This window comes from Stieleria bergensis, assembly GCA_007745635.1.
GTDB classification, from domain to species: domain Bacteria; phylum Planctomycetota; class Planctomycetia; order Pirellulales; family Pirellulaceae; genus Stieleria; species Stieleria bergensis.
On record CP036272.1, the window covers coordinates 4036107 to 4036531 of the forward strand.

At 46.4% G+C, this 425-nt stretch carries 1 protein-coding gene; it reads left to right on the top strand.

Annotated elements, in window-relative coordinates; genetic code table 11:
• Positions 1-138: 138 nt before the first annotated feature.
• The coding region (locus SV7mr_RS25415) for a hypothetical protein (protein WP_419187378.1) at positions 139-425 on the top strand (287 nt) is incomplete at its 3' end.

Genomic DNA, 425 nt, shown 5'->3' on the forward strand with positions numbered 1-425 from the left:
ATCCCTACAAATAACCCAGACTTCCAGAACCTCGCTTGTAGGCATACTTTACGGAGTCTGTGCATTGGCTAATTCTTCCCCTTTATGTTTATCAACACGGTGTGTTAAACAACAAGGTTTAATTGGATTTTTTTCAACATGTTTGCTCACTTTCAACTTCCGCTTTTACTGCTGTTCATTTCAGGACTGACCACTGTTGCAGACGCTGGTATTCTGATCACGCTTACCGACAATGGTGATGACACCATCGGGTTCAGTATGTCTGGCGACTTCACGGTCTATGCAAGCGACTCAAAACAGAGGAACGGCCAATTCGGGACGTACCTTGGCCCGAATAATGGCACGATCAGTAATGCTGAAACAACCGACTCGATAACAGAGTTTAGCTTTGACTATGTGGATGCTGGCGGCGATGACGTCGGCGC